The organism is Salinimicrobium gaetbulicola (assembly GCF_042676025.1).
GTDB lineage: Bacteria > Bacteroidota > Bacteroidia > Flavobacteriales > Flavobacteriaceae > Salinimicrobium > Salinimicrobium gaetbulicola.
In genome coordinates this window covers 682,620-701,357 of sequence record NZ_JBHTJP010000035.1, presented here as the reverse complement: position 1 = coordinate 701,357, position 18,738 = coordinate 682,620, and the positions used below count along the sequence as shown (strand labels likewise).

The following is an 18,738-nucleotide window of genomic DNA, read 5'->3' as shown; positions in this document are numbered from 1 at the left end:
TTTTCCTGCAATGCTTTTCTTTGTAATATGCCAATTATAAAAGTTATTATTCCGGCCTATAATGAAGCAGCTTCCATAGGCCTGGTGGTCAATGATATTCCGGAATATGTGGATGAGGTGATCGTGGTGAGCAATAATTCAACCGATGCCACCGAGGAAAACGCCCGTAAGGCAGGGGCAACTGTTCTTTCCGAAACCCGAAAAGGATATGGCCACGCATGTTTAAAGGGAATGGAACATATTGCCTCACAACCGGATAAACCCGAAATTATCGTATTTTTAGATGGCGATTACAGTGATTATCCCGAAGAAATGGATAAGATCATATCTCCTATTACTGAAAGAAATATGGATCTTGTCATTGGAGCAAGAAGAAAAGATCTTCGTGAAAAAGGAGCTATGACCGGTCCTCAGATCTTCGGAAACTGGCTTGCCACGAATCTTATGAAATTGTTCTTTAATGCGAGATTTACAGATCTGGGACCTTTCAGGGCGGTCAAGTATGATAAACTTTTGGCCCTGAACATGGAAGACAAGACCTATGGCTGGACCGTAGAAATGCAGTTGAAGGCGCTCAAAAAAGATTATTCTTATGAAGAAGTGCCTGTACATTACAGGAACCGCATAGGAGAATCAAAAGTGTCGGGAACGGTGAAAGGCGCGGTCATGGCAGGTGTAAAAATCCTGGGTTGGATCTTTAAATACAGCTTTAAGTGATGGAAACAGCAATCCTGGCGATCTTTACTTTTCTCTTGTTCATCATCTTCCTGTACAGTCTCGTCCAGCTTAATTTACTGCTGAATTATCGCAAAAATCTCAAGAATAAACCAGATGCTGAAAAATGGGATTTTAAAGATATTTCCCGGTTTCCGAATGTAACAATTCAGCTCCCGCTTTACAATGAAAAGCCTGTTGTGGAAAGGCTGCTGAAGAATATTGCCCGAATCGATTACCCAAAGAATAAACTGGAGATCCAGGTGCTTGATGACTCAACTGATGACTCCCTGGAAATAACCCGGAGGCTCGTCAGGGAAATCCAATCCACCGGAATTGATATGCGGCTCCTTCACCGTACCAAACGCACGGGATTCAAAGCAGGAGCCTTAAAAGAAGGTCTCAAATCAGCAAAAGGGGAATTCATAGCCATCTTTGATTCCGATTTCCTTCCGAAGCCTGACTGGTTAAAAAAGACGCTTCCTTATTTCAAAAATGACAAAATTGGAGTGGTCCAAACCCGCTGGGGTCATCTGAACAGAAATTATTCCTTATTAACAAAGTTACAGGCATTTCTACTGGATTTCCATTTCATCCTGGAACAGAACGGCCGTAACGCCGGCCATCATTTTATAAATTTTAATGGTACCGCCGGGATCTGGAGAAAATCCTGTATCATGGACGCAGGAAATTGGTCGGGAGATACCCTTACAGAAGATCTTGACCTCAGTTACCGCGCGCAGTTGAAAGGCTGGAAATTCAAATATCTGGAAGAAGTTGAGACTCCCGCCGAACTGCCCATCACCATAAATGCTGCAAAATCACAACAGTTTCGCTGGAACAAAGGCGCTGCCGAAAATTTTCAAAAGAACTTCAGCAAAATGCTCCGGAAGTCAGGCATACCTTTGGGCACCAAGATCCATAGCTTCTTTCATCTTTTGAACAGCAGTCTTTTTCTTCTGGTATTCGTGCTCTCATTGATCAGTGTACCACTTTTATTCACTACACAAGGATCACTGGACAGTATTTTTGGAGGGATACTTACCTTTTTCAGCATTAGTACCCTGATCTTCTTTTTATCCTACTGGGTATCTTTTTCTAAAACTGAAGGGAGCGGCCTGCGAAGCTTTTTCAAATACTGCTGGATGTTCTTTACATTTTTCTCCATAGCAATGGGCTTCTCCCTGCATAATTCCAGAGCGGTTCTTGAAGGACATTTCGGAAAAAAGAGCGCTTTCATCCGGACACCAAAATTCAATATCGCCGGAAAAAGTAATTTTAAAGAAGTTGGAAGAATACAAATTACCGGACAGCTAATTCTAGAGATTCTTCTGATATGCCTGTTCGCCTTTGCGATCTATTCGGCTTTTAAGATCGAGAATTACAGATTGATCCTGTTCCACTTCATGTTGTTCTTCGGATTCGCATACGTGGTTTTAACTTCTCTTTTTCCGGCAGGATTTACGAGATGGAGAAAACCCCGGACAGACCTAAATAGTGACCGTTTATGATCTCGAATTTGAAAGAACAGTTAAGCCTTCATAAGTTTCCTTTACTCTTTTTTATATCTATCTGCGGATTTTACTGGTCTTTCGGATATGATCTGGACCGGACAGATTTCATTAAGCTGTTTTCTCTCTATGCCGCCCTCTTTTTCGCGAGCTGGAAGTTCTTCCAGATGGAAAGACTCAACTTTAATTTCCTGGTGGCTGCCACGATATTATTCAGGTTGGTCTTCCTTTTTTCCATCCCAAACCTGTCACAGGATTTTTACCGGTTTCTATGGGATGGAAAGATTTTTTTGCAGGGCTTGAATCCTTATCTCAGCATCCCGGCAGAATACCTTCCCACGGGTGACCTTCCATTCCCAGGCGCAAATGAACTGATCACAGGAATGGGTAGTTTAAGTGCCGGAAATCCCACTAATTATCCGCCTTTGAACCAGGTATTATTTGCCCTGTCAGCTTTTATCGGTGGAAAAAGCATTTTAGTATCTGTAGTGACGCTAAGAACTATCATTATTGCGGCAGACATAGGAATTCTGTATTTCGGAAGAAAGCTGCTTCGATCAATAAATCTTCCCGAAAACCGCATTTTCTGGTTTTTATTGAATCCTTTTGTAATTATCGAACTAACCGGAAACCTCCATTTTGAAGGAGTAATGATCTTTTTCCTACTCGCGGCACTTTATTTCCTCACGCAGAAGAAATGGGTATGGAGCGCGGTATTTCTTGCCTGCTCAGTTTCTGTCAAATTGATACCCCTGCTTTTCCTGCCTCTTTTCTTTAAACGACTTGGATCTAAAAAGGCATTCCAATACTACCTGGTAGTGGCATTTTTGATTCTCCTCTTTTTTCTACCATTTATTTCGTCACGGTTTTTCGAAAACTACTTCGCGAGTATCAACCTGTGGTTCCAAAAATTTGAATTCAACGCCAGTATCTACTACCTGGTTCGTGAAATTGGATTCCTGATGGAAGGCTATAACATCATTCAAATAGCCGGACCTCTACTTGGATTTCTGGTTTTCTGTGGGGTCCTAATATTAGCTTTTTCCAGAAAAAATACAGATCTGAAAAACCTCAGCACTTCCATGCTTTTTGCGATGAGCCTGTACCTGTTCCTGGCGACCACGGTCCACCCGTGGTACCTCGCGACTCCTTTGATCCTCTCCATTTTTACGCCCTACAGGTATATGTTGGTTTGGAGCTTTACAGTGATCTTAAGCTATTTTGCCTACTCTCATCCTGATTTTAATGAAAACCTTTGGGTAGTAGGCTTGGAATATCTGTTGGTCTTTGGGTTTATGGCATGGGAATTTTCAAAAAAAGGACTCTTAAAAGGAACCCGGATAAAACCTAAGGAAGAATACACTTCGGTTTAAAACAAAAAACTCCGAAAACTTTTCAGCTTTCGGAGTTTTTAAAATTTCAAAAAGTCGCTTTTACATTTCCAGTAAATAAGCGAAAACCAATGGCGCTACGATCGTAGCGTCACTTTCTATAATATATTTAGGAGTATTAATGTCCAGTTTCCCCCAGGTGATCTTTTCATTAGGTACCGCCCCGGAATAACTTCCGTAGCTGGTGGTAGAATCAGAGATCTGGCAGAAATAGCTCCAGAAAGGAGTATCTGTACGTTCCATATCCTGGTAAAGCATAGGCACTACGCAAATTGGAAAATCGCCGGCAATACCTCCTCCGATCTGGAAGAAACCGATCCCGTTCTTAGAATTCTCAGTGTACCAGTCGGCAAGGAAGGTCATATACTCGATTCCTGATTTCACGGTGCTGGCCTTCAGTTCTCCTTTCAGTACATATGATGCAAAAATGTTCCCCATGGTACTGTCTTCCCATCCCGGAACTACCATCGGCAGGTTCTTTTCAGCTGCAGCATACATCCACGAATCCTTCAGGTCGATCTCGTAATACTCTTCCAAAGCTCCCGAAAGCAAAAGCTTGTACATGAATTCATGCGGAAAATAACGTTCTCCATTAGCTTCGGCATCTTTCCAGATCTTTACGATATGCTTCTGAATTCTTCGGAAAGCCTCTTCTTCCGGAATACAGGTATCGGTCACTCTGTTAAGACCTCTTTCTAAAAGATCCCACTCATCCTGCGCGGTAAGGTCACGATAATGAGGTACTCTTTCGTAATGTGAATGAGCCACCAGGTTCATGACATCCTCCTCAAGGTTGGCACCGGTACATGAAATGATGTGCACCTTATCCTGACGGATCACTTCGGCGAAGATCTTCCCTAGTTCGGCAGTACTCATTGCTCCCGCAAGGGAAACCAACATTTTAGAACCGCTCGCAAGCTGATCCTGATAGCCTTTAGAGGCATCTACAAGAGCGGCCGCATTAAAGTGCTTATAATATTTTTCCAGGAATTCTGTAATCGCTCCTTTACTCATCTTCTTCGTCTTCTTCGTTATAATTTAAATATTTGAATTTGTAGCTAAGCATCTTGTAATACAGTTTTGCCGCTAAAAAGTCGGTTGATTTTTCTTTTTCGTTAGGATTAAGTTCCACGATATCAAAACCAACCACATTCTTTTTCTTGAACATCATTTTTATGAACTCCAGGGTTTCATACCAGAACATTCCACCCGGTTCAGGTGTACCTGTTGATGGTGCGATCGAAGGATCAAACACATCAAGGTCGATGGTAATGAAAACATTCGGAGTCATTTGCCCTATCGCGTCATCCATCCAGTCCTCATAAAGGTTGTGAGCAAAATAAACCTGGTTCTCATCCATATGATCCAGTTCGGAAACGTCCATAGAACGAATACCTACCTGGATAAGGTTTGTATTCTTGCTCGCTTCGTGAACAGCACAGGCATGGTTGCAAGTTGAACCTTCATATTCGGGTCTAAGATCGGCATGCGCATCAAGCTGCACTACGGTAAGATCCTCAAAAGTCTCATTGAAAGCTCTTATAGTTCCAATAGAAATAGAGTGTTCCCCACCGAATAAAGTCACGAATTTCTCCTGTTTCAGGTAATTTTTCGTGGTCTTGTATACTGCCTCCACCATTTTCTCAGGAGAAGAATCTTCGGTTACCGGAGGAGCAAGGTAAACTCCCTTTTTATAAACCTCAGTTCGGGTTTCTATGTCAAAAAGTTCCATGTTTTCTGACGCATCCAGGAAAGCATCAGGACCTTTATCGGCTCCTTTTTGCCAGGTACTTGTCCCATCATAGGGTACCGGGATTAAAACTACTTTCGCGTCATCTAAGCGTGCATACTTGTCCGGAATGCCGGCGTAATTCTTTTTACTCATGGTTGGCAGTAATTATTGCTTTTAAAATTAATTGCTTCACTATTTAAAAATAACAAAAAAATTCACCTAATTATTTATAACCCAGAATTTTCAGGAAGTCTTTCGGCTCCTGCTGTTCACTGTATAAGGTTGTTTCTAAATTCCCATTTTCATCCCTGTTGATCAACAATTGCTTTGGCTGCGGGATCAAACAATGCTGCAAACCACCAAATCCACCAATGGTATCCTGATATGCCCCGGTATTGAAAAATCCTATATATAAAGGCTTCTCCTTTTTATATTTCGGAAGATAGATGGCGTTGGTGTGTTGTTCACTGTTGTAATAATCATCGCTATCGCAGGTCAATCCGCCTAAAAGCACACGCTCATATTCATCATTCCACCTGTTAACTGCCAGCATCACGAATTTTTTACTGATAGCCCAGGTATCAGGAAGCGTGGTAATGAATGACGAGTTTATCATATTCCATTTTTCACGATCGTTCTGTTGCTTCTGATAAAGGATCTCATAAATGGCTCCTCCACTTTCACCTACTGTAAAAGATCCGAATTCAGTAAAGATATTTGGCACCTCTACTTCTGCTTCGTCACAGGCAAGTTTGATCTGGTTCACGATCTCGTCGATCATGTATTTATAGTCATAATCAAAAGCCAGGGAATTTTTCACCGGGAAACCTCCTCCAATATTCAGGCTGTCCAGCGTAGGACATACCCGCTTCAGGTTGATATACACCTTTAGACATTTCAGCAATTCGTTCCAGTAATAAGCAGTATCGCGAATCCCGGTATTGATGAAGAAGTGCAGCATCTTCAGCTCTACCTGCTCGTTTTCTTTAATCTGCTTATTGAAGAAAGGCACGATGTTCTTATAACCTATCCCTAATCTGGAGGTATAAAATTCGAATTTCGGCTCTTCTTCCGAAGCGATCCTGATCCCGATCTTATACTTCCCGTCTATAGAATTTGATAAAAGATCGATCTCCTCATAATTATCTATGATGGGGATACAGTTATTATGACCTTCATTGATCAAACGGGCAATGTTCGAGATATATTGATCCCGCTTGAATCCGTTACAGATCACATACGTGTCATCTGTGATCTTTCCCTTCTCTTTTAAGGCTTCCACTATATTGATATCAACCGCCGAAGAGGTTTCGATATGAATATCATTCTTTAGAGCCTCGTTCAGGACGTGTTCAAAATGTGAACTTTTGGTACAATAGCAGTAATTATAACTCCCTTTGTAATTGTTCTTTTCGAGAGCCTCTGCAAACCAGGTCTTGGCTTTGTTAATATTCTCTGAGATCTTTGGCAGGTATGTGAACTTTAAGGGAGCTCCATATTCTTTCACCAACCCCATGAGGTCGATTCCATGGAACTGCAATTCACTGCCTTCAACCTTAAATTCCTCCTGAGGAAAATAGTAGGTCTGGTCGATTAAATCGCTGTATTTAGTATTCAATTGAAAAGTTGTAAAAATTAAAAATCAAAAAGTAGAAATTATCAGCCAATGCTAAAAAAATAAGGTGATAAAACTTTGTTAAGGCTCCTGCGGAAAGCAGTGCCGGAAAGTAAGAAAGACAATAATCGAAGGTTTGAGGCCTTCTTGTAATATTTCATTGTTTTAGCTTAGCAAAAGCAAATGTATTTAAAAAGCCGAAACGTTGCGGTTTTTTTTTAATCAAACTGCAATTTTTCGGCTCTATAATTTCGAAGCCCGTTTCACGGACTCAGTGCCTGCAGGTCAAATACTTAGCCCGCTATATTTTTGGAGGAATTCTTTAAATATTTCCAAGATTGATGAGCTCCTGTTTTGTCAATACTCTCCAGTGTCCTCTTGGCAGGTCTTTTTTGGTCAATCCACCGAAAACCACGCGGTCAAGTTTCACGATCTCGTAATTAAGACTCTTAAAAATTCGCTGTACAATATGGCTTTTAGTGCTTCTAATTTCCAGTCCTACCTCACGTTTTGGACGATTCTCTACATAGCTTATCTCTGTTACCTTTACGGTGCCGTCTTCCAGATTCACACCTTCCTTGATCTTTTGAAGGTCATCGTAAGAAAGCTCTTTATCCAGTTCCAGGTGATAGATCTGCCTGATCCCATTTTTAGGATTGGCAAGTTTCTTAGCCATGGTACCGTCATTAGTGAAAAGCAACAATCCTGTAGCCTGCGTGTCAAGTTTCCCAACGGGATCAAGTTTAGCCTTTGATGCATTAGCAATAAGATCCATAACCGTACGGTTCTTTTTCTCAAGACTTCCTGTCACGTAAAAACCTTTAGGCTTATTTAGTAAAATGTATTCCGGTTTTTCTGGATTGATCTTTCGACCGTCAAACTTAACCTCATCGGTAAGTTTCACTTTATAACCCATTTCAGTGATCACTTCTCCATTCACCGAAACATTCCCTGCAGCAATGTAGATATCTGCATCTCTTCTGGAACAAATTCCAGAATTGGCAACATATTTATTAAGACGCATGCCATCAGACTTTTCTCCCTGCTTTTTCTTTACGGGAGCGTTGCCTCTGGACATGGTTTTTGGATCCTTTTCATTTTGGTTCACCGGTGCGTTTCCGCGGGCATGCGACTTTTTGCGCTCTCCGCCCTGTCTTCCACCGTACTTTTTACCCGATGACCTTTCATTTCTACTCATAGTAAATTATTTTGTGCAAAGATAAGAGTTTGTATTACAATACAATTTTTAAAATAGGTAAGTTAAAAACGGAAAAATTCCGAAGGAAAAAGGTTAAAACACCCTGCTTAGCAAGGCTTCAATATCGATAAGAAGAATACTGAATACCCCTGATACAATTATGAACTTCAACAAATTATGCAAAAGAAGGTATTGCCACTTGGCTTTGCTGAAATATAAAATAAGCAGAAAGATTATCAATAACCCGAAAACGCTGTAAAAAAAGATATCCATTTTCCCGATCTCGAAATAATTAATCAGAAGATAAGCCGGAATAAATGAGATCACCGAAAGTCCCGATAAAAGGGCTTTACTAAGCCTTTCTCCATAAACGATTGGAATGGTCCTGTACCCCTGAATCAGGTCGCCTTTCATATTTTCAAGGTCCTTCACTAATTCCCTCATCACGATCATTAAATACAGAAATGTGGCATGGACAAAAATGACGGTTTCTAAATTCTTATAATAGACAAAGACAGCGAAAAATGGGGTAATAGTTAGTACTGAAGCTACAAGGTTGTTTAAAAACAAGATCTTTTTCAACCTGTGTGAATAGAACCAGATCACGAAAATGTAAATAGAAAAGAACACCACCGCCCGGAAGGAAACATAACTGGCGAAGAAAATCCCTGCCAGATTGAGAATAAAGTAGACCGACAGTTTTGTGCGCTGACTTACAAACCTGTCTAACATGGTCTTTTGAGGCCTGTTTATAAGGTCCTTTTCGCTGTCGTAAAAATTATTGATAATATACCCTGCGGCAATGACTGTAGCCGTAGAAAGCACTAAGAAGAATAGATTAGGATCAAAAAGCACCTTTCCTAAACGATGTTCAGGCTGGAGAATGAACATGGAGGTAAGGTATTGGGCAATAACCAGCACTAAGAGGTTATATCCTCTAATAACCGAAAAGAAACTTACAATCTTGAGTAAAAGACGCTTTTTTGATATGGAAACCATCGCGTTCTTAGAAGTTGTAGACCACTTCCAGACGATAATCCTTCAACGATTTCCTTGCCTTATCAATATCTTCTGTAAATCCTAAAATGTAACCACCTCCACCTGAGCCGCAAAGCTTAAGGTAGTATTCGTTGGTCTCGATACCCTTTTGCCACAATTTGTGGAATTGCGCAGGGATCATAGGTTTGAAATTATCAAGTACCACGTGAGATAACTTTTTAATATTTCCGAAAAGGGATTTTACATCACCTTGTAAAAAGTCATCCACACAGGCATCTGTATGCTTCACAAATTGATCTTTCAGCATCTTTCTGAAAGGTTCCTGTTTCATGTTCTCCATGAAAATATTTACCATTGGAGCAGTTTCTCCAACAGATCCGCTGTCCAGTAAGAAAACAGCACCTTTTCCATTTTGCGTCTGGGAAGGAATTCCGGCAGGCTCGATATTATCTTTTGAATTGATAAGGATCGGAATACTCAAATAAGAATTTAAAGGATCCAATCCTGAAGACTTTCCGTGGAAGAAAGATTCCATTTCACCAAAGATAGACTTCAGCTTCAACAGTTTTTCACGGGTAAGATTTTCTAAAACAGTGATCTTTTCAACAGCATATTCATCATAAATAGCCGCGACCAAAGCCCCGCTGCTACCTACTCCATACCCTTGCGGAATACTGGAGTCAAAATACATACCCCTGTCGATGTCCTTGTACAGATCTTCCATATCGAATTGCACCAAAGAAGGCTTCTCTATTTGAAGTGTCTGCAAATAATCTGCAAACAACCTTAGACGACGGTTCGATTCGATGGCTTCTTCAGAAGGATTTTCATCCACCTTCAAAGCCCCGTTATAAAAGTTATAAGGAATGGACAAACCTTTGGAATCTTTGATGATCCCGTACTCTCCAAAGAGTAAAATCTTAGAATAAAATAAAGGTCCTTTCATAGCGATCTGCATTAGGCATAGTAAAGGTAATAAATTTCCCTCACCCTTAGTTTGACATCGAATCGCAAATATACAACTTCCTAACGGTCAGAGGTAATAAATTCAATTTTTAAGCCAGTTTTTTGGCACCTTTTCCTACCCTATCTGTTATGTATTGCTCATTTTGGCAGTATTGCAGCAGGTTAGCCTTGATAAACTCCAGAGTCTCTTCTTTTTCAGTTTCAGGATAAAGCAAATGCACATTTGCACCGGCGTCAAGCGTAAAGCAAAGGTGAAGCCCCGTTCTCTCCCTAAAATCAAACACTTTGTTGATGATCTCCAAAGTATTCGGTTTCATAAGAAGAAAATACGGCTGACTCGTCATCATCATTGCGTGAAGGGTCAGGGCCTCGCTTTCCACTACTTTTGTGAATGCGGAAAGATCTCCCTTCTCAAAAATTCCTTTTAAAAGATCTAAATTTTCGTGAGCCTGTTGAAAACGTCTCTCCGCATAGGGATGACCATTCATCAGGTCATGACCAAGGGTACTACTCACCTGCTTTTCTCCTTTATCAACCAACAGAATGGTATCCTGGTAGTTTCTGAAATTCTCGTGTACGGGATGCTGAAACTCCACACCATAAAGATCGCTGCTTTCAGCTATATTTTTATGCTCTCCCCAGGCTACCAAATTTCCTTTAATACTCCTGCAAGCGCTTCCTGAACCAAGCCTCGCCAAAAATGAAGCTTTCCGGTTAAAATATTCCTCGCTCATTCCGGGATTCAACTGCTTTTCAAGGTTCATGAGACAAAGTGCCAGGGCACTCATCCCGCTGGCCGATGATGCGATCCCGCTGCTGTGAGGAAAGGAATTGGAAGTTTGAATGGTAAACTTGTATTCCTTCAAAAAAGGCAAATACTCTTCAACTCTTTCAAAAAACTTAATGATCTTCGGTTTAAAAGACTCCTTTTTCTCATTTTCAAAGAACAACTCGAAATCAAAATCGGTTCCTTTTTCCTTTTTTTGAAAATCCAGGCTGGTCGTGGTCCTGCAGGTATCAAGCGTAAAACTGATAGAAGGATTCGCCGGGATCTGGTTCTCCCTTTTCCCCCAATATTTTACCAATGCGATATTACTGGGACTCTGCCAGGTCACTTTCCCCGATCCCACCTCTTTTGTATAGGATTTCGGAATAAAATCTTGTTCGGTCATTCTTGAAATTTCAGCAAAGATAAATGTTACTTTTTAATGGGTCATAGCTTTGGCGGCGAGATATCCACCGGTCCAGGCATTTTGAAAATTAAATCCGCCGGTAATGGCATCAATATTCAGCACTTCCCCTGCCAAATACAGGTTTTTACACACCTTACTTTCAAAGGTCTTGAAATTTACCTCTTTTAGCTCCACTCCCCCTGCCGTCACGAACTCTTCTTTAAAAGTGCTTTTTCCATGCACCTGGAAAATTCCGCGGGTCAATTGTTCACTCAGGTCTTCCAGCTGTTTCTTGTTAAGATCTGCCCATTTGTCCCCTTCGGAAATATTCGCGGCAGCGACCAGGCTTTGCCATAATCGCTTCGGAAGGTTGAACTGCGCATACTTCATGGGATGCTGACGGGCATTTTCATGCTTCAGTTCTTTCAATTTTTCCAGGATATCATCGGAAGTATTCCCCGGAACCCAGTTCACTTCGATCTCAAAATTCTTTTTGGTGCTCAATTCCCGTGCACCCCAGGCCGAAAGTTTCAGGATGGCAGGGCCGCTCATGCCCCAGTGAGTGATAAGCAGCGGGCCTTCAGTCTCGAGTTTATCCTTCCGAAGTTTTACGGTCGCAAAAGTGGCAATCCCGGGCAGGTCTTTAATTCGTTTGTCGGTGATATTAAAAGTGAAAAGCGATGGAACCCCCGGAACCACACTGTGCCCCAGTTTTTCAAGAAGATTCCACACTTTCGGATTGCTTCCTGTGGCCACCAGCAGTTTTTTCGACGTGAACTTTTCCTGAGACGTTATAATCTCCCAGCTTCCATCCTTTTGCTCAATATCCTGGACCGCTCTTTTGGTCAAAACCTGGATGCCCAACCTGCGGGTTTCCTGTAAAAAAAGATTTATGATACTTTCAGAAGAATCAGATTCCGGGAACATTCTCCCGTCCTCCTCGATCTTTAGCGGCACCCCCCGACTTTCGAACCACTCGATGGTATCACCCGTCATAAATGAATGAAAGGGACCTCTAAGTTCTTTCTCACCCCTCGGATAATTTCGGGTCAACTCCTTCGGAAGAAATTCGGCGTGGGTAACGTTACACCTTCCGCCGCCCGAGATCCTTACTTTGGTCAGCACCTCTTTGCCTCTTTCGAGGATAGTGATCCTGGCATTGGGATCCATTTCCGCGGCATTGATAGCCGTAAAAAATCCGGCGGCTCCTCCCCCAACAATAATAATATCCTGATCAATGATTTTTTGGTCCTCCAAAAGGCAAATTTTAAGTTAAGCTGCAAAGGTATTTAATTTCCTATCGACCATTTAGGTGTTCATCTACTTAATCTTTTGTAAACACGAGGCTAAATTACTCTTAAACAGCATTTTCAGACGCGTCCTCTTCTATAACTTTAAATTTTGAAAAAAGTTGAGCCATGAAAGAGATAAAAGATTTTCCGAAGCAACAGCAAAGCCAACCCGGAAAAGAATTTAAAATGCAGCCGGAGCCTGAGATCATTAAAAAGAGTTATAAAGGATGTGAAAAATTGAAAGATAAGGTCGCGTTGATCACCGGCGGAGACAGTGGTATAGGCCGAAGTATTGCCGTTCACTTCGCAAAAGAAGGAGCCCGGGTCGCGATCGTCTACCTGTCTGAAGACAAAGATGCGCTGGACACCAAAAAAATGGTCGAGGCAGCAGGCTCTGAGTGCCTGATCATTGAAGGAGACCTGAAGGAGGAAGAATTCTGTGTAGAGGCCATTCAGAAGACCGTTCAGAAATTTGGCAAACTCAACATCCTTGTGAACAATGCGGCCATACAATTCCCACAGGAAGAACCTGAAGAAGTTTCACCTGAACAGATGAAAGAAACTTTCGGGACCAATATTTTCCCATATTTCTTCACGGTAAATGAAGCCCTGAACCACATGCAGGAAGGCGATACCATTATTAACACCACTTCTGTCACGGCCTACAGGGGAAGTAAACATTTACTGGATTATTCCAGTACTAAAGGTGCCATTACTTCCTTTACCCGATCCCTTTCTAAAATGCTGGCCGATCGAAAAATCAGGGTGAACGCGGTAGCTCCCGGACCTATTTGGACCCCGCTGATCCCAGCAACTTTCGATGAAGAGCAGGTTGCAGAATTCGGGAAAAAGGTGCCGCTGGGACGCCCCGGACAGCCTAGTGAAGTAGGGCCTGCATATGTTTTCCTTGCCTCAGAGGACAGTAGTTATATAACCGGGCAGGTCATTCATGTCAATGGTGGGGAAATAATAGGCGGATGATTTTAACCGGCACCGAAATCCTTGGATTGGCAGCAGGCGTATTTACTACCGCGGCGGTAACACCTCAAATATGGAAAGCCTGGAAAACAAAGGAAGTTGATGACGTTTCTATCCGTATGTACCTGGTGCTCATAACGGGGCTCGGGCTATGGCTCACCTATGGGATCATTATAGACGACATTCCTATCATTGCCACTAACGGTACGGCCCTGGCTCTGAATTTATTCATGCTGTACCTCATCATCAGGTATAAAGAATGACCTGTTAATCTTACATAAATTTCAATTAAGGGAGTCTTAAACTCCTTGACCTTAGGGGACCCACCCCTTATTTTTAAGCAAATACTATTTATTATGTCCACATATTCTCGAGAAAAAATAAAGACCACAAATTCAAAACAGGACTTCGATCAATTCGTGTTGGAAAAAGATCATCCCTGTGTGATGGCGCAGACGGTATTTAGCATGGATCAGGTAGATTACCACGAATACGGGAATTTTGGAACTCGTGAAACCGCGAAAAATATTTTAAAGGACCTGAAGGAATATATTGCCAATTACGATTTTGATTCTAACGAATTTTTCAGTTTTCTGGCAGTATTTAAAGACAGGAAGGAATATACCGAAGAAGAATATGAAGATACCCTTTGGCAACAGCTGCAATATTTGCACGAAGTTGACGACTCCCAGTGGGATAAGAACGTAAGCCCCGATCCTGACAGCAATAACTTCAGTTTCAGCCTGGGCGGACGCGCCTTTTACATGGTAGGTTTACACCCTAACAGTTCTCGGAAAGCAAGGCAAAGCCCCTATCCCGCGATCGCTTTCAATTTGCACTGGCAGTTCGAAAAATTAAGGGAAATGGGAACTTATCAAACCGTGAGAGACAAGATCAGGGAACGGGACATTGAGTTACAGGGTGATATTAATCCCATGCTGGAAGACTTCGGAGAAAAATCGGAGGCCCGTCAATACAGCGGACGAAAAGTTGGAGAAGAATGGAAATGTCCTTTTCTTCACCATAAAAAATAAGGAATGTTTCAACCGAAGAAGTACCAGAAAAAAGATCCCGAATATATTTTTGAATTCATTAATCGGCATCCATTTGCCACGTTCGTGCTGAAAGGGAAAGACCTGTTGGCTACCCATATCCCTACCCTAGCGGAAGGGACTCCCGAAAAATTCAGGCTGTATGGGCACATCGCCCATTCCAATGACCAGATCCGGTATTTGAAAGACGGGGCTGAAGCTCTTTTGATCTTTCATGGTGCCCATGGATATGTATCTTCTTCGTGGTATAAGGAAAAGGATATCAGTACCTGGGATTACTCGGCAGTTCATGTCAATGTTGAGATCAGCCTTCAGAATGATGGGGAGTTGGAAGCTTCGCTGGAAAACCTGGTGAGACATTTTGAAACTTCTCAGAAAAATCCCTTGTATTATAAGGACATTCCGAAGAAAATGATCGAGGAACACCTACCTCTTATTACCGGATTTTGGTGTGAACCGAAAAAGGTCCAGGCGATCGCGAAACTGCACCAGGGATTTCAAAAAGAAGATATTCATTCTGTTATCACAAACCTGGAGCGCACAGGAATTGGAATGGATCAAGAATTGGGACAAAATATAAAAAAAGAACATGATCAATAAAATAGAAAAACAATCAGGAACCGCTTTTAAATTAAAAAAAGGAGAGCTGCTAAAAGTGATAGATCCGGAAGGGGAACAGGTGAGCGATATGGTACTGTTCAATGCGGAAGATACACGGGAAAAGATCTCTTCGGGAAAGACCCTTGATTTCGAAGAAAGTATACTTATCAGTAAAGGAAATTATCTGTGGAGCAACCGAAGCAAGAAAATGATGAAGATCGTGGAAGACACCAATGGCCGAAATGATTTCCTGCTGGCGCCCTGCAGCCCTGAGACCTTTAAGATCATGTACAACAATCCAGATTATCATCCCAGCTGTTTCGAGAATCTATACACGAGTTTAGCGCCTTTTGGTATTGAACCGGATGATGTCCCCACCGCATTCAATATCTTCATGAACGTACAATTTGATGAAAAAGGAAAATTGAGTGTGGATCCGCCTCTTTCAAAAGCGGGGGATCATGTACTGTTCGAAGCGCAAATGGATCTTATTGTGGCTTTGACGGCATGTTCGGCAGAGGACAGCAATAACGGAAGCTTTAAACCGATACATTACACTATTGAAAAAAGGTCCTGATTAAATTGCAGGAAAAGTTCCGTTCAGGTCACAAATTAGAAAAAAGGAGATTCAAGTATAAGAAAACCGCTATTCCAAAAACTCCGATAGCGAAAAGGGTAATTTTACTGGGTTTTAGACTCATAAAAGATTCAAATTCTTTCACTAAAGTAAAAAACGGATTTCTTCTTACAATAAGATTAACATATCATTAAAATGATTCGATTTTTCACTCCATGTAAAGCATGATTTAATCGATAAAAGACGTGGCGTTAAAACAGAAATATTTCTGATTTTTCACAAAATGTAACTAAGTATTTGTGTGAAAACAATTATAGCCACCAGGGCAAAAGGATAAACAGTTGCGTAAGCAACCTGTGGGCCTGCGCTACTGGTCATGGAGTCAACCGCACTAAGTCCCGGCGTACTGGTCATACCACCGGTCAACGCTCCCAATACCGATAAAAAATTTATCTTAAGAAACACTCTTGCTATCAAAACAACAATGATCATTGGAACCAGTGTAATAACTGCACCTATCCCAAAGAGGCTAAAACCATACTCCTTAATAGTGGGTCCCAAATGACTACCGGCGGCTAAGCCTACGGGAGTTAAAAAAAGTAAAAGACCGAATTGCCGGAGAATGTGATTTCCGGTACCCGGCAGGTTCCAAAGAATAGGACCTGTTTTTCCGATTCTACTCAAGATCAACGCGGCTAACAAAACACCCCCGGTAATTCCCAATGAAAAAGTAGTTCCTCCAGTAAAGGGTATTTCAACCGCTCCCAGGATCAACCCAATTACAATACCGAGTGCCACGGGTAAAAAGCTGGTGGTCTGAACTTCTTTCATGCTATCACCAAAAAGTAAGCTTAGGCCTTTCACATTTCCCCTGGTCGACGATATGAAAAGACGGTCACCAAACCTTAATTTAACCGAAGGGCGTGCAGGTAGATCTATTCCTGCCCTTCGAATCCTTGTAACGGTAGCCCTATAATTCTCTCTTAGATTTAACTCTCCCAAAGTTCTGTTTACCACATTTCGTTTGGAAATCACATACCACTTAAGTTCGAACATACCACTCTCAGGGATATCAATATCAGTAGGATGCCCCAACAGCAACTCTACTTTTTCAAGGGCTTCATTTGTCCCTACGGCCCTTACCAGATCTCCCTTGCGAAGAATTAGATCAGCTGCAGGAGGGATAGAGGTCTCATTAGCTCTCATAACCCTTGAAATATTCGCTTTGGTCATCATTCTAATGTGTAATTCCCCAATGGTTTTTCCATCTGCATTCTCATTGGTCACAATGAAGTTTTTGTGGCTAACTTCGGGAATTTGCACTTGAGTTTCTTCAATATACTTTTGTTCTTCTTTAGCAAAATTTGCAGAAAATATCTTTGGAGCAAGCTTTACAAAAAGTATTACACCAATAACACCAAAAGGATATGCGATCCCATAACCAATAGAAGCCAGAGATGAACCTGTAGCCTCAATAGCAGCTGCAAGACCAGGTGTACTCGTTAGCGCTCCAGAAAATAGTCCTACCGCAATTTTATGGTCTACATTAAAGAAAATTGCTAAAGTAAATGTTGTGATAGCTCCTATCACAACAGTTAAAAAAGCCAAACTGATTAGTTTCGTCCCTTGAGATTTATATACCTCAAAAAATGTGGGCCCCGCCTGCATTCCTATCGTAAATATAAAAAGCAATAAACCTGTTTGCTGAATTATCGAGGGTAATGAGAATTCCACTCCCTGGGAAAACATAATATAACCATAAAACATGGCCACAAAAATTACAGCCGAAGAGTCAAGAGAAAGCCCCTTAAAGGAGACCTTTCCCAATATTATCCCTATTCCAATAATTATGAAAAGAGCCACATAGTCAATACTTAGAAAGTCGAGGAGTGAAGACATTTTGAAGATTTAATTTTAATATTCTGAATGGTTGAAAAACCTTTGAAATAAGGATCAGCACCTAAATATTTTAGTCGGCAAAGATCACTTATTTGATAGAATATTCAGACGGCTCTTACGAAAAAACCTCCCATTCATATGGTAATTTTTATTAGTCTCTGCCAATGTGTATTATAAATTCTCTGTCCCTGTCAATCACCTTGAATCGATCTGTTTATCATTTAATGGTTTACAATAGATTAAGTCACACTAATTCACTCGTACGTCCCTAAAGTAATTCCGAAAAATGGCGGCAGTTCTTTCTAATATTTCAGCGCTTGGTGGTTTTACATCCTTAAGTTTATATTCCATTCCCAGGGCTTCCCACTTATGAACTCCTAATTGATGATACGGGAGCACCTCTATCTTTTCGATAGTCTTAAAGTCTTTGAAATATTCCCCCATTTGATGAAGATATTCTTCCTGATCTGACCATCCGGGAACCAGTACATAGCGCAACCACATTGGTTTCCCTGTAGCTTCTCTATGTTGGGCTACTTTGAACGTATTGGTATTCGAAAGCCCGGTCAATTTTTTATGCCAGTCGTTTTGAAAATGTTTTACATCGAGCATCAAAAGATCAGTGTGATCGAGCAGTTCTTTCGCCTCCTTGTCGATCAATCTTCCATTAGAATCAAGGGTAGTATGGATTCCTTCCTCATGTAATCTTAGAAAAAGCTTTTTGAGGATACTTCTCTGAAGTAATGGTTCACCACCAGAAACGGTCACCCCTCCTTTTTTTCCGAAGTAAGGTTTCTGTTTAATTGCTCTGGCCACAATATCTTCGATATCCATTAAAGACCCACCTTTGATATTCATCGTATCTGGATTAGCGCAATACAGGCATCGGAATTGGCAACCCTGTACAAATACAACCATCCTTATACCCGGGCCATCATGTGTACCGAATGATTCAATAGAATGAATTCGAAGTTGCTCTGAATTTTCCAGGTTCAGTTTTTCTACATTTTGAGCTATAAGAAGACCGTCCTTTATCATTCTA

18 protein-coding genes are annotated in these 18,738 nt (G+C 41.4%); 8 read left to right on the top strand and 10 right to left on the bottom strand.

The window, feature by feature from the left end; genetic code table 11:
* Positions 1-27: 27 nt before the first annotated feature.
* The 3 genes from ACFQ1G_RS12565 to mptB are packed head-to-tail and all read left to right on the top strand — an operon-like array spanning position 28 to position 3,598.
* Positions 28-717: a glycosyltransferase family 2 protein gene (locus tag ACFQ1G_RS12565; protein WP_380740069.1), complete on the top strand. Its 690-nt coding sequence runs from the start codon at positions 28-30 to the stop codon at positions 715-717.
* Entirely contained in the window at positions 717-2,225 is a 1,509-nt protein-coding gene (locus tag ACFQ1G_RS12560; protein ID WP_380740067.1) for a cellulose synthase family protein, read from the top strand. Before ACFQ1G_RS12565 ends, ACFQ1G_RS12560 begins: the two co-directional genes overlap by 1 nt.
* The gene (mptB, locus tag ACFQ1G_RS12555) at positions 2,222-3,598 is read left to right on the top strand and encodes a polyprenol phosphomannose-dependent alpha 1,6 mannosyltransferase MptB (protein WP_380740065.1); all 1,377 of its coding nucleotides are present in this window, start codon (positions 2,222-2,224) and stop codon (positions 3,596-3,598) included. The genes ACFQ1G_RS12560 and mptB overlap by 4 nt, the downstream gene beginning before the upstream one ends.
* A gap of 60 nt (positions 3,599-3,658) precedes the next feature.
* Here mptB and ACFQ1G_RS12550 read toward each other — a convergent pair whose 3' ends face one another.
* The 8 genes from ACFQ1G_RS12550 to ACFQ1G_RS12515 form a co-directional block, all read right to left on the bottom strand.
* Entirely contained in the window at positions 3,659-4,630 is a 972-nt protein-coding gene (locus ACFQ1G_RS12550; RefSeq protein WP_380740063.1) for a deoxyhypusine synthase family protein, read from the bottom strand.
* Entirely contained in the window at positions 4,623-5,501 is an 879-nt protein-coding gene (speB, locus tag ACFQ1G_RS12545) for an agmatinase (protein ID WP_380740061.1), read from the bottom strand. The genes ACFQ1G_RS12550 and speB overlap by 8 nt, the downstream gene beginning before the upstream one ends.
* Before the next feature lie 70 nt (positions 5,502-5,571).
* Positions 5,572-6,966 carry an arginine decarboxylase gene (locus tag ACFQ1G_RS12540; RefSeq protein ID WP_380740059.1) on the bottom strand — a complete coding sequence of 465 codons (1,395 nt, stop codon included), beginning with the start codon at positions 6,964-6,966 and terminating at the stop codon, positions 5,572-5,574.
* A 319-nt stretch (positions 6,967-7,285) separates the two neighbouring features.
* On the bottom strand, positions 7,286-8,161 hold the full coding sequence (locus tag ACFQ1G_RS12535) for a pseudouridine synthase (protein WP_380740057.1): 876 nt from the start codon (positions 8,159-8,161) through the stop codon (positions 7,286-7,288).
* Positions 8,162-8,254: 93 nt separating this feature from the next.
* Positions 8,255-9,160, bottom strand: coding sequence for a geranylgeranylglycerol-phosphate geranylgeranyltransferase (locus ACFQ1G_RS12530; protein WP_380740055.1), 906 nt, complete (start codon positions 9,158-9,160; stop codon positions 8,255-8,257).
* 7 nt (positions 9,161-9,167) lie between these two features.
* A complete protein-coding gene (locus ACFQ1G_RS12525; RefSeq protein WP_380740053.1) occupies positions 9,168-10,106 on the bottom strand; it encodes a mevalonate kinase family protein in 939 nt (312 codons plus the stop codon).
* 109 nt (positions 10,107-10,215) lie between these two features.
* A complete protein-coding gene (locus ACFQ1G_RS12520; protein ID WP_380740051.1) occupies positions 10,216-11,298 on the bottom strand; it encodes a diphosphomevalonate/mevalonate 3,5-bisphosphate decarboxylase family protein in 1,083 nt (360 codons plus the stop codon).
* Between the two features lie 33 nt (positions 11,299-11,331).
* Positions 11,332-12,555 (bottom strand): BaiN/RdsA family NAD(P)/FAD-dependent oxidoreductase, encoded by a 1,224-nt coding sequence (locus ACFQ1G_RS12515; RefSeq protein WP_380740050.1) that lies wholly within the window; start codon positions 12,553-12,555, stop codon positions 11,332-11,334.
* A gap of 161 nt (positions 12,556-12,716) precedes the next feature.
* Here ACFQ1G_RS12515 and ACFQ1G_RS12510 point away from each other — a divergent pair, with 161 nt between their 5' ends.
* The 5 genes from ACFQ1G_RS12510 (at position 12,717) to ACFQ1G_RS12490 (ending at position 15,797) form a co-directional block, all read left to right on the top strand.
* A complete protein-coding gene (locus ACFQ1G_RS12510) occupies positions 12,717-13,571 on the top strand; it encodes an SDR family oxidoreductase (RefSeq protein ID WP_380740048.1) in 855 nt (284 codons plus the stop codon).
* A complete protein-coding gene (locus tag ACFQ1G_RS12505; protein WP_380740047.1) occupies positions 13,568-13,831 on the top strand; it encodes a SemiSWEET family sugar transporter in 264 nt (87 codons plus the stop codon). Before ACFQ1G_RS12510 ends, ACFQ1G_RS12505 begins: the two co-directional genes overlap by 4 nt.
* 93 nt (positions 13,832-13,924) lie before the next feature.
* Positions 13,925-14,602 carry a guanitoxin biosynthesis heme-dependent pre-guanitoxin N-hydroxylase GntA gene (gntA, locus tag ACFQ1G_RS12500; RefSeq protein ID WP_380740045.1) on the top strand — a complete coding sequence of 226 codons (678 nt, stop codon included), beginning with the start codon at positions 13,925-13,927 and terminating at the stop codon, positions 14,600-14,602.
* Positions 14,603-14,605: 3 nt separating this feature from the next.
* Complete coding sequence (locus ACFQ1G_RS12495; protein WP_380740043.1) at positions 14,606-15,220, top strand: FMN-binding negative transcriptional regulator; 615 nt, start codon at positions 14,606-14,608, stop codon at positions 15,218-15,220.
* Positions 15,210-15,797: a DUF1989 domain-containing protein gene (locus tag ACFQ1G_RS12490; RefSeq protein ID WP_380740041.1), complete on the top strand. Its 588-nt coding sequence runs from the start codon at positions 15,210-15,212 to the stop codon at positions 15,795-15,797. Before ACFQ1G_RS12495 ends, ACFQ1G_RS12490 begins: the two co-directional genes overlap by 11 nt.
* Positions 15,798-16,073: 276 nt before the next feature.
* Here the strand turns inward: ACFQ1G_RS12490 and ACFQ1G_RS12485 are convergent, their stop codons facing one another.
* Entirely contained in the window at positions 16,074-17,696 is a 1,623-nt protein-coding gene (locus ACFQ1G_RS12485; RefSeq protein WP_380740039.1) for an aspartate:alanine exchanger family transporter, read from the bottom strand.
* 249 nt (positions 17,697-17,945) lie between these two features.
* Entirely contained in the window at positions 17,946-18,734 is a 789-nt protein-coding gene (pflA, locus tag ACFQ1G_RS12480; RefSeq protein WP_380740037.1) for a pyruvate formate-lyase-activating protein, read from the bottom strand.
* Positions 18,735-18,738 lie beyond the last annotated feature (4 nt).

What these genes read in the sequence shown, in the direction of transcription:
- ACFQ1G_RS12565 (WP_380740069.1), top strand. Translation starts at nt 28, where the DNA reads ATGCCAATTATAAAAGTTATTATTCCGGCCTATAATGAAGCAGCTTCC.
- ACFQ1G_RS12560 (WP_380740067.1), top strand. Translation starts at nt 717, where the DNA reads ATGGAAACAGCAATCCTGGCGATCTTTACTTTTCTCTTGTTCATCATC.
- mptB (WP_380740065.1), top strand. Translation starts at nt 2,222, where the DNA reads ATGATCTCGAATTTGAAAGAACAGTTAAGCCTTCATAAGTTTCCTTTA.
- ACFQ1G_RS12550 (WP_380740063.1), bottom strand. Translation starts at nt 4,630, where the DNA reads ATGAGTAAAGGAGCGATTACAGAATTCCTGGAAAAATATTATAAGCAC.
- speB (WP_380740061.1), bottom strand. Translation starts at nt 5,501, where the DNA reads ATGAGTAAAAAGAATTACGCCGGCATTCCGGACAAGTATGCACGCTTA.
- ACFQ1G_RS12535 (WP_380740057.1), bottom strand. Translation starts at nt 8,161, where the DNA reads ATGAGTAGAAATGAAAGGTCATCGGGTAAAAAGTACGGTGGAAGACAG.
- ACFQ1G_RS12530 (WP_380740055.1), bottom strand. Translation starts at nt 9,160, where the DNA reads ATGGTTTCCATATCAAAAAAGCGTCTTTTACTCAAGATTGTAAGTTTC.
- ACFQ1G_RS12525 (WP_380740053.1), bottom strand. Translation starts at nt 10,106, where the DNA reads ATGAAAGGACCTTTATTTTATTCTAAGATTTTACTCTTTGGAGAGTAC.
- ACFQ1G_RS12520 (WP_380740051.1), bottom strand. Translation starts at nt 11,298, where the DNA reads ATGACCGAACAAGATTTTATTCCGAAATCCTATACAAAAGAGGTGGGA.
- ACFQ1G_RS12510 (WP_380740048.1), top strand. Translation starts at nt 12,717, where the DNA reads ATGAAAGAGATAAAAGATTTTCCGAAGCAACAGCAAAGCCAACCCGGA.
- ACFQ1G_RS12505 (WP_380740047.1), top strand. Translation starts at nt 13,568, where the DNA reads ATGATTTTAACCGGCACCGAAATCCTTGGATTGGCAGCAGGCGTATTT.
- gntA (WP_380740045.1), top strand. Translation starts at nt 13,925, where the DNA reads ATGTCCACATATTCTCGAGAAAAAATAAAGACCACAAATTCAAAACAG.
- ACFQ1G_RS12495 (WP_380740043.1), top strand. Translation starts at nt 14,606, where the DNA reads ATGTTTCAACCGAAGAAGTACCAGAAAAAAGATCCCGAATATATTTTT.
- ACFQ1G_RS12490 (WP_380740041.1), top strand. Translation starts at nt 15,210, where the DNA reads ATGATCAATAAAATAGAAAAACAATCAGGAACCGCTTTTAAATTAAAA.
- ACFQ1G_RS12485 (WP_380740039.1), bottom strand. Translation starts at nt 17,696, where the DNA reads ATGTCTTCACTCCTCGACTTTCTAAGTATTGACTATGTGGCTCTTTTC.
- pflA (WP_380740037.1), bottom strand. Translation starts at nt 18,734, where the DNA reads ATGATAAAGGACGGTCTTCTTATAGCTCAAAATGTAGAAAAACTGAAC.